Genomic DNA, 9,282 nt, shown 5'->3' on the forward strand with positions numbered 1-9,282 from the left:
TCACACCTACATCCAGATCATCTGGGAGGAGCTAGTTTCTTTCCTCGTGCAACCTTTATCTTGACAAAAGAAGTATATGAAGTCTACCAAAAACCCAAGTTGAAAGACCTGATTTTCAAGGAGTTTTTACCAGCTTCTTTTGAGAAAAATCTAACCATTATCAGAGCTGACCAGCAAGTTTCAACTTTTCCCTATCGTCCGATTTGTGATCTTTTCGGAGATGGCAGTATCCTAGTAGCCTCTGTTGACGGGCATGCTAGGGGGCAAGCCTGTCTATATTTTCCAGACCTTAATCTCCTCATTGCAGCGGACCTCTGTTGGGGAATTGACCTCTTACCTTACACCAAGCAGATGCACCTGATTCCTTCCTTGGTCCAGGATAATAGGGCCGACTATATCAGGGGGACAGAGTTTCTGGAGGAAGTCTTAAAGGCCGGTATTGAGGTAGTTGTTAGTCATGATCCTGTAGAAAGGATAGAGTCAATCTTACATGAAAAAAATAACCTTTCTTAAAACCTTTATCCAAACTCGTTGGCTTCATCATTTCAAATCTCGAGAAGCTGTAGAAAACTATCAGAAAAAGCAATTAGCCAACTATATGGACTTTTTAAAGCGAGAGTCTCCCTACTTTAAAAATGGGATTCCTAGCAACTTTGACCATATGGACAAGGCTTTTATGATGGAACATTTTAATGAGCTCAACACCCAAGGAGTGGATAGAGATGAAGCCTTATCCTTAGCTATTGAAAGTGAGAAGACCCGTGACTTCACTGAACTTAAAGGGGAAGTAGCCGTCGGTCTGTCTTCAGGGACGTCTGGACATCGGGGGCTCTTTATCACAACAGAGAAAGAGCGAAGTATGTGGGCTGCAGCTATCTTGGCAAAGATGTTGCCCAAGGGTCAGCTTTTTGGACACCGCATCGCCTTTTTCCTGAGAGCTGATAATGAACTCTATCAGACCATCAATACGGCGCTCATTCGTCTAGAGTATTTTGATATTTTCAAACATACAGATGAGCATATCGAGCGACTCAACAACTATCAACCAACGATTATTGTGGCGCCAGCCTCGATGTTGATTGAATTGAGCAAGCGTCTCAAGGATGGAGAGTTAGCTATTCACCCACAAAAAATCGTTTCGGTGGCGGAAATCTTGGAAGATAGTGATAGGGGACGGATCGCAGAAGCCTTTTCACTATCCATCATTGACCAAGTTTATCAGGCGACAGAAGGTTTCCTAGCCTGCACTTGCTCAGCTGGAAATCTACATCTCAACGAAGACATTATCTTTGTGGAAAAGCAGTATCTAGATGACCGCCGTTTTTATCCAGTGATTACGGACTTTAAGCGAAGTAGTCAGCCTGTTTATCGCTACCAGCTCAATGATATCTTGGTTGAAAATCCGGAGCCTTGTCCCTGTGGCTCCTACTATACACGGATTGACAAGGTCGAAGGACGCTCTGATGATATCTTCTACTTTGAAGGGCAGAATGGGGGACAGGTAACCATCTATCCAGACTTTATCAGGCGTTGCATCCTCTTTGTGGAGAATGTAGGAGATTACCAAGTTAAGCAACATTCCGAGAAATTAGTGGAAGTTTGTTTAAGCCGACGAGATGAGGACGTAGAGACAGCAATTTTAGCACAGTTCCAACTCTTGGCCCAGCAAAAAGAGTTCATAGTTCCTCAAATCCAATTTTCAGATTATCACTGGGATACTAGCCGTAAACTCAAACGAATCCAACGTTTATGAAAGGATAAAAGACAATGACAGAAGTAAAAAGACATGTAGAAATCGCAGGTTATGGTGTTTGCCTTCCCAAGCATACCGTCCAATTCAAAGACCAGACCCGTTATCGTGTAGTTGAAAATGAAGAAACGCAACTCGACTTGGCAGAGGTAGCGATTCAGCGTGCGCTTGAACATGCAAATTTAGATATTAAAGATATCGATTGCCTTGTATCAGCTAGTGCAGTTGGAGTTCAGCCTATTCCTTGTACTGCTGCCTTGATTCATGAGCGCGTGGCAAAAGGACTCTCTATTCCAGCTATGGATATCAATACGACCTGTACCAGCTTTATTTCTGCTCTATCGACTATGTCCCACTTGATCGAGGCGGGCGAATACAATCGTGTCTTGATTGTGTCTAGTGAGGTTGGTAGTTTAGGGCTCAATCCCAAGCAGAAAGAAAGTTTTGAACTCTTTAGTGATGGGGCAGCAGCCTTTATTTTCCAAAAAAGTCATCAGGAAAAAGGGGTCATTGCTAGTCTCCAACGTACTTGGTCAGAAGGGGCTCACGATACGGAGATTCGTGGAGGTCTGACTTCTTTTCAACCAAAAGAGTACTCTGAAGCGACGAAGACCAACTATATGTTTGACATGAAGGGGAAGAAAATCCTCCTCTTGTCTGCTCGTAAAATCCCAGTCATGTTTGAAGAGTTTCAAGAAAAAACACAGCTAGCCTTGGCAGACGTGGACTATATCATTCCTCACCAAGCAAGTCGTGCTCTTCCTTTGGTCATGGAAAAACTAGGTGTGGCTGAGGATCAGTACCTCAATCTCGTCACTGACTATGGAAATATGGTGTCAGTCTCTGTACCGTTTGGCTTGGCTTATTCTTTGGAGCATGGACTTATCAAGGAGGGAGATGTCGTCTACCTTATGGGGACTGCAGCTGGTATGACGGTCAATATGTTGGCTTTGAAATTGTAATAATCATCTAAACACGGAACGACTGGAACTTGAGCAAAGGTAAAAGGTTGCCATCTACCCCTGAACTGAGGTATACTAGTAGAAACATTAATTTATCAAGCAGTTAAGGAGAATGTTAGAAAAGGAAGGGGATGTATGACAGCTAGAAAAATGCAGCTACTCATGTCAAAATATGGTTTTAGTATTACCATCATGTTGGCAGAGTTGTTTATCGTCTTTGGTTTATTTCTCTATCTTGGGCAAATGGCTCCAATTGTCTGGATTATCCTAGTCATTTTAGTGAGCTTAGCGACTATTGTATCGATTGTTAATCGATCTATGAATCCTGAGAGTAAGGTAACATGGCTATTAGTAGCCTTTGTGCCAGTGTTTGGTCCCTTACTCTATATCATGTTTGGAGAGCGTCGTTTATCTAAAAAAGAAATGAAGCAGCTAAAGCAGCTCCAATCAATGGTTGATCGAGAGGACAATAGCAGAGCTCTCCGTTTGGAGTTAAAAGAGCAAGACAAGTCGGCTTATGGCGTTATCAAATCTCTCCTCAGCATGGACACGAATGCCGATGTCTATGATCGAACGGATACACGATTTTTTGCATCTGGTGAAAGCATGTGGCATCAGATGCTAGAGGATCTCAGGAAAGCGGAGAAATTTATCTTTCTTGAGTACTATATCATCGAAGAAGGCTTGATGTGGAACAGTATTTTAGAGATTTTGGAAGAAAAGGCTGCTCAAGGAGTAGAAGTTAAGCTCCTCTACGACGATATTGGATGTATGGCAACCTTGCCTGGGGATTATACCATCCAGCTTCGTAGCCGAGGGATTGAAGCCTATAAATTTAACAAGGTGATTCCACGCTTGACTGTTGCTTATAACAACCGTGATCACCGTAAAATCATGGTTATCGATGGGCAGATTGCCTATACAGGTGGTGTCAATCTAGCAGACGAGTATATCAACCATATCGAACGCTTTGGTTATTGGAAGGATAGCGGTATTCGTCTGGATGGACCGGCAGTTAAAGCTTTTACCAGACTCTTTTTATCTGCCTGGTATATCAACCGTGGAGAGATTAGTGATTTTGACCAATACCATCTCGAAAATCAGCCCAAAGATGGGATGGGGCTCTGTATTCCCTATAGTAGTGGGCCAAAACCCATCTACAGAGCTCAAGTTGGAAAAACGGTTTACCAAAATCTTATCAATCAAGCTACAGATTACGTCTATATCACGACTCCCTATCTGATTGCTGACTACGATCTAACTGAAAGTATCAAAAATGCAGCTCTGAGAGGGGTAGATGTGCGAATTGTGACACCGTGTATCCCAGATAAGAAGGTTATTCAGTTAGTTACTCGAGGAGCCTATCCAGACTTGTTATCTGCGGGGGTTCGTATTTATGAGTACAGTCCGGGATTCCTTCATAGCAAGCAAATGCTTGCGATGGAGAGGCAGCTACTGTGGGGACCATCAATTTTGACTATCGTAGCTTGCTCCACCACTATGAAAATGCCGTCTTACTTTATAGAACGCAGTCCATCATCGATATTGAAAGGGACTTCGAAGAGATTTTTAAAGTTTCTCAAGAAATTTATCCTCACACTATCAAAACAAGCTGGTATCAAAGCCTAATCAAGGAAATTGTCCAGTTGTTTGCACCTATGCTCTAACTATCCATCAAGATCTAGCCCAAGGCTGGATCTTATTTTTGTCTTCTTACGAATAGATAAGTAAAGGAGAAAACCATGCTTAATCTAGAAGATGATGATTTTATCAGAGAGTATAGAAACAGTCGATTCCACCGTTTTCGTGAAATCGAACGCTTTGCGCTATTGGATAAGAAATTCAGCAAATATCAATCCCAAGCTGACATTCCTGTAAGATTTTGATATACTAAAACAGATAAACTTAGAGGAGAAATTGAATGAACGTATACGGGAAAATAGATGAGAAACAAGAAGAATCTCATTACCAAGACTGGTCAGTGCCAGAAAAACGAGAAGGAGCTCCCATTCCCTTTTTTAGTATTTTGCTTTGGAGTTTAGTGGCCACAGCCATTTCGGTTGCCCTGCCTTTTATTTTTGGTTTAATCAGTCCGCAACAAACCCAGGATCTTTATACCGGTTGGGCCTTGCATCAAAATGGTCAAATGTATACAGATTATTTTGGGACGGAGGGATTGCTCTATTATGTGCTAACCTACCTTTTTCAAGGCAGTATTCTGATTGCTTTGGTTGAGTGGTTGGCTTTGTTTGGAGCAGGTGTTTTTCTTTTTAAGGCTGCGGATACTCTTGTCGGCCAAGAAAATGAAGCGAAGCGAGTTGTCTTTATTCTATACTTGCTTGTAGCGGGCCTCGCTTTTGGTGGCGGTTATGCTCTCTTGCTAGCCCTGCCTTTCCTATTTTATTCATTGAGTATCGTTACAAATTATCTAGCTTTTCCAAAGGATGATAAAGGATTTGTACGAGTGGGGATGAGCCTTGCTCTCGCTTTCTTCCTTGCGCCAATCCCAACCGTCTTGTTTGCGGCTGTACTGGCCTTGGGCATCATCGGCTATAATCTAGCTAAAGGTCACTTTGTTCATGGCTTATATCAGTTCTTTGCGTCAGCCCTAGGATTTTCACTCTTATTCTATCCTTTAGGCTACTATACAGTGTGGACAGGTAGTTTTGGAGATGCCATTAGCCAGACCTTGTATCCGGTAAATACTCTTAGCCTCTTTTCAAATTCGCATTTGCTTGAAAATGCAGCCTTCTACGGTTTGCTTGCTATTGGATTAGGTTCCCTTGTCTTGCTCTTTACAGGCTTGTTCCAGTCAAAACCAGCCAAGCAATATGCCCTCTCAATTGCTGCTAGCTTGGGATTGTTGGTTTCTTTGGGAATCTTGATTCTCTCCAAAGAACCTATCAACGGTACTCGTCTTGTGGTGCTAATTCCTTTCTTGGTCTTGCTCCTTCTGACAGGAATCAAGGAAGATGTTTCGGATGGAGGCGGTCGTCGTAGAAGAAGACGTGAGAAACAAACTTCTTTCCTTAAAGGAAATTTCTATCTACCACTGATTGCCCTTGCCTACCTTATTGTTCTTCCTATCGTGAGTCGCTACCTTTCGCACCCAGCGACTTATCAGGAGAGAGACCGTCTTGCTAGCGTGGTTAAACAACAAACGAGTTCTGAGGATCGTGTCTATGCTTGGGATGATCGTCCTGATTTCTACCGTACCAGTGAGCGCTTGGCGCCAACTTCTCTATCAACTCCAACACTCTATACTGCAAGCGATGAAAATAAAACTAAACTGATGAATGATCTGAAAGAGAATCAACCGAAGATGATTGTGGTCAATCAAAAAGTTGCCTTGTGGTCAGATGTAGAGAGCTGGCTCAGTGAAAACTATGAGCTTGTTCAGACAGATACTAGCGAGTTCAAACTTTATAAATCCAAATAACAAAAAATCAATATCTTGTGGAATTTTAAAATTTTTAGGATTTTTAACACAAGATATTGATTTTTATTTTTAGAGTGGTATAATACTTCATAGAACAACATTTTAGAAAAGAGCATGGATATGATTGTATTAGAAGAAAAGCTTGCAACCGTTCCCACCTTGTTCGTTGAAAAACGAGATGGTAGACGTGTGGTGTTTGATGTAGACAAGATTGACAAGGCTCTCCACAAGGCGGCGGAAAAGGTTATGGACGTTACGCCTCTAGTAGAAAAACGCCTAAATGGTCTAGTTGAAAGAATCGTGACTGAAATTCACAGTCGCTTCCCTCAAGGTGTCAAGATTTACGAAATTCAAAATGTCGTAGAACATGAACTCCTTGAAGCCAAAGAGTATGCGCTGGCTGAGGAGTATATCACTTATCGGACACAAAGGGATTTTGAGCGCTCAAAAGCGACAGATATAAACTTTAGTATCCATAAACTGCTCAATAAAGATCAAGCAGTTGTCAATGAAAATGCCAATAAAGACAGTGATGTCTTTAATACTCAGCGTGATTTGACAGCAGGGATTGTTGGGAAATCAATCGGGCTGCAAATGCTTCCTAAGCACGTAGCTAATGCTCACCAAAAAGGGGATATCCACTATCATGACTTGGACTACAGCCCCTACACTCCGATGACCAACTGCTGTTTGATTGATTTTAAAGGCATGTTGGAAAATGGTTTTAAGATTGGAAATGCAGAGGTAGAGAGTCCCAAGTCTATCCAGACTGCGACAGCTCAAATTTCACAAATCATCGCCAACGTTGCTTCTAGCCAGTACGGGGGCTGCTCAGCTGACCGTATTGATGAAGTCTTGGCGCCTTATGCAGAGAAGAATTACCAAAAGCACCTCAAGGATGCGGAAGAGTGGGTCTTGCCCGAGAAACGTGAAGATTACGCTTGGAAGAAAACCCAAAAGGACATCTACGATGCCATGCAATCTCTTGAGTATGAAATCAACACTCTCTTCACTTCAAATGGACAAACACCTTTTACTTCGCTCGGTTTTGGTCTAGGAACTAGTCGTTTTGAACGGGAAATTCAAAAAGCTATCTTGACCATTCGTATCAAGGGGCTTGGTTCAGAACACCGCACAGCCATCTTCCCTAAACTCATCTTTACGCTTAAAAGAGGACTTAACTTAGAGGAAGGTTCACCTAACTACGACATCAAACAGTTGGCCCTCGAGTGTGCAACCAAGCGGATGTACCCAGATGTTTTGTCCTATGATAAGATTATCGAACTGACTGGTTCTTTCAAGGTTCCTATGGGTTGTCGCTCCTTCCTCCAAGGATGGAAAGATGAGAATGGTGTCGAGGTCAATTCAGGTCGGATGAATCTAGGTGTTGTGACGGTCAATTTGCCTCGTATCGCCCTCGAGTCTGAAGGGGATCTGAATAAGTTTTGGGAAATCTTCAACGAACGTATGAACATCGCAGAAGATGCTCTGGTTTACCGTGTTGAACGGACCAAGGAAGCAACACCAGCGAATGCCCCTATCCTCTATCAGTACGGAGCCTTCGGTCGCCGTCTCGGAAAAGAAGAAAGTGTTGATCAGCTCTTTAAGAATCGCCGTGCGACAGTTTCGCTGGGCTACATCGGTTTGTATGAAGTGGCGACGGTCTTCTTTGGTAATAGCTGGGAAAGCAATCCTGAAGCCAAGGAATTCACGCTTGACATCATTCGTGATATGAAACGACGTGTGGAAGAGTGGTCAGATCAATATGATTACCATTTCTCTATCTACTCAACACCATCCGAAAGTTTGACGGACCGTTTTTGTCGTTTGGATACAGAGAAGTTCGGCTCTATTCCTGACATCACGGATAAGGAATACTACACCAACTCGTTCCACTACGATGTCCGGAAAAATCCAACACCGTTTGAAAAATTAGACTTTGAGAAAGTTTATCCAGAAGCAGGTGCGTCAGGTGGTTTCATCCATTATTGTGAGTATCCAGTTCTTCAACAAAATCCTAAAGCCTTGGAAGCTGTTTGGGACTATGCCTATGACCGTGTCGGTTATCTAGGGACCAATACTCCGATTGATCGTTGCTACAAGTGCGACTTTGAAGGGGATTTTGAACCAACTGAGAGAGGATTTGCTTGTCCCAACTGTGGCAATAGCGACCCTAAAACAGTAGATGTGGTCAAACGTACGTGTGGTTATCTGGGAAATCCTCAAGCACGTCCGATGGTTAACGGACGCCACAAGGAAATCGCTGCGCGTGTCAAACACATGAACGGTTCAACTATTAAAACAGCAGGACATGAAGTAACAAATTAGAAGGAAATGGAATGGGGAAATACCAATTAGACGATAAGGGACGCGCACAAGTGACCCGTTATCACGAGAAACACTCGAAAGGTGGAACAGGTAAAAAAGAACGCTTGCTCAACCTCAGAGAACAGTTTTTAAACAAGAACAAGAAAAAATAAAAGTGAGAGTCTGCTCTCACTTTTCTCTTAGGTGGGAGGGGAATATGGAACTACGCAGACCGATATTGGCAGATAAAGAAACAGTTTTAGAGATGATGGCAGAGTTTGAACAAGCACAGTCCCCTCATGATGGTGGGTTTTGGAACGCCAACAATTTTGTTTATGAAGAGTGGCTAGAAGAAAATCTTCAAGCGGAAGCGGGATTCAATATTCCTGAAAACTGGGTTCCTGCTATCCAGCTGGTTAGTTTTGACGTAGCAGGCCAGGCTCTTGGCTTTCTCAACCTTCGTCTCCGATTAAATGACTACTTACTAGAAAATGGGGGCCATATCGGCTATTCCATCCGCCCCTCTGAAAGAGGTAAGGGTTATGCCAAAGAAGCCCTCAGACAAGGCCTGCAAGTTGCCAAGGAGAAGAACATCAAAAAAGCACTTGTGACCTGTAGTACGGAAAATCCTGCTAGTAGGGCGGTGATTGTGGCAAACGGCGGGGTGTTTGAGGATGTTCGCAATGGCGTAGAACGTTACTGGATAGATTTGGAGTAAAAGGATGACATGGAATACACCAAAACCAGGTGAATGGAAAAGTGAGGAACTTAGCAAAGGGCGGATCATTGATTATAAGGCCTTTAACTTTGTCGATGGAGAAGGT

Annotated in this window: 8 protein-coding genes and 2 pseudogenes; all 10 read left to right on the top strand. The window is 42.9% G+C overall.

The window, feature by feature from the left end:
• A partial coding sequence (locus GMD1S_RS05760; RefSeq protein WP_000310948.1) for an MBL fold metallo-hydrolase occupies positions 1 to 513 on the top strand: 513 nt, incomplete at its 5' end.
• Entirely contained in the window at positions 491 to 1,753 is a 1,263-nt protein-coding gene (locus tag GMD1S_RS05765) for a F390 synthetase-related protein (RefSeq protein ID WP_000724365.1), read from the top strand. The genes GMD1S_RS05760 and GMD1S_RS05765, both read left to right, overlap by 23 nt.
• Before the next feature lie 14 nt (positions 1,754 to 1,767).
• Positions 1,768 to 2,712 (top strand): 3-oxoacyl-[acyl-carrier-protein] synthase III C-terminal domain-containing protein, encoded by a 945-nt coding sequence (locus GMD1S_RS05770; protein ID WP_000141197.1) that lies wholly within the window; start codon positions 1,768 to 1,770, stop codon positions 2,710 to 2,712.
• A gap of 135 nt (positions 2,713 to 2,847) precedes the next feature.
• Positions 2,848 to 4,379 (top strand): annotated as a pseudogene (gene cls, locus GMD1S_RS05775) (cardiolipin synthase).
• 75 nt (positions 4,380 to 4,454) lie between these two features.
• Positions 4,455 to 4,598: a hypothetical protein gene (locus tag GMD1S_RS12240; protein ID WP_000933184.1), complete on the top strand. Its 144-nt coding sequence runs from the start codon at positions 4,455 to 4,457 to the stop codon at positions 4,596 to 4,598.
• Positions 4,599 to 4,633: 35 nt separating this feature from the next.
• Positions 4,634 to 6,151 carry a hypothetical protein gene (locus tag GMD1S_RS05780; protein ID WP_001103711.1) on the top strand — a complete coding sequence of 506 codons (1,518 nt, stop codon included), beginning with the start codon at positions 4,634 to 4,636 and terminating at the stop codon, positions 6,149 to 6,151.
• Between the two features lie 120 nt (positions 6,152 to 6,271).
• A complete protein-coding gene (gene nrdD, locus GMD1S_RS05785) occupies positions 6,272 to 8,479 on the top strand; it encodes an anaerobic ribonucleoside-triphosphate reductase (protein ID WP_008279195.1) in 2,208 nt (735 codons plus the stop codon).
• An 11-nt stretch (positions 8,480 to 8,490) separates the two neighbouring features.
• A complete protein-coding gene (locus GMD1S_RS05790) occupies positions 8,491 to 8,631 on the top strand; it encodes a hypothetical protein (protein ID WP_000521625.1) in 141 nt (46 codons plus the stop codon).
• 44 nt (positions 8,632 to 8,675) lie between these two features.
• Positions 8,676 to 9,176: a GNAT family N-acetyltransferase gene (locus tag GMD1S_RS05795; RefSeq protein WP_000423392.1), complete on the top strand. Its 501-nt coding sequence runs from the start codon at positions 8,676 to 8,678 to the stop codon at positions 9,174 to 9,176.
• 4 nt (positions 9,177 to 9,180) lie between these two features.
• Positions 9,181 to 9,282: pseudogene (locus GMD1S_RS12120) on the top strand (anaerobic ribonucleoside-triphosphate reductase activating protein); the annotation flags it as partial.

This window comes from Streptococcus sp. GMD1S (genome assembly GCF_000296875.1).
Classification (GTDB): Bacteria; Bacillota; Bacilli; order Lactobacillales; family Streptococcaceae; genus Streptococcus.

What these genes read in the sequence shown, in the direction of transcription:
- GMD1S_RS05765 (WP_000724365.1), top strand. Translation starts at nt 491, where the DNA reads ATGAAAAAAATAACCTTTCTTAAAACCTTTATCCAAACTCGTTGGCTT.
- GMD1S_RS05770 (WP_000141197.1), top strand. Translation starts at nt 1,768, where the DNA reads ATGACAGAAGTAAAAAGACATGTAGAAATCGCAGGTTATGGTGTTTGC.
- GMD1S_RS12240 (WP_000933184.1), top strand. Translation starts at nt 4,455, where the DNA reads ATGCTTAATCTAGAAGATGATGATTTTATCAGAGAGTATAGAAACAGT.
- GMD1S_RS05780 (WP_001103711.1), top strand. Translation starts at nt 4,634, where the DNA reads ATGAACGTATACGGGAAAATAGATGAGAAACAAGAAGAATCTCATTAC.
- nrdD (WP_008279195.1), top strand. Translation starts at nt 6,272, where the DNA reads ATGATTGTATTAGAAGAAAAGCTTGCAACCGTTCCCACCTTGTTCGTT.
- GMD1S_RS05790 (WP_000521625.1), top strand. Translation starts at nt 8,491, where the DNA reads ATGGGGAAATACCAATTAGACGATAAGGGACGCGCACAAGTGACCCGT.
- GMD1S_RS05795 (WP_000423392.1), top strand. Translation starts at nt 8,676, where the DNA reads ATGGAACTACGCAGACCGATATTGGCAGATAAAGAAACAGTTTTAGAG.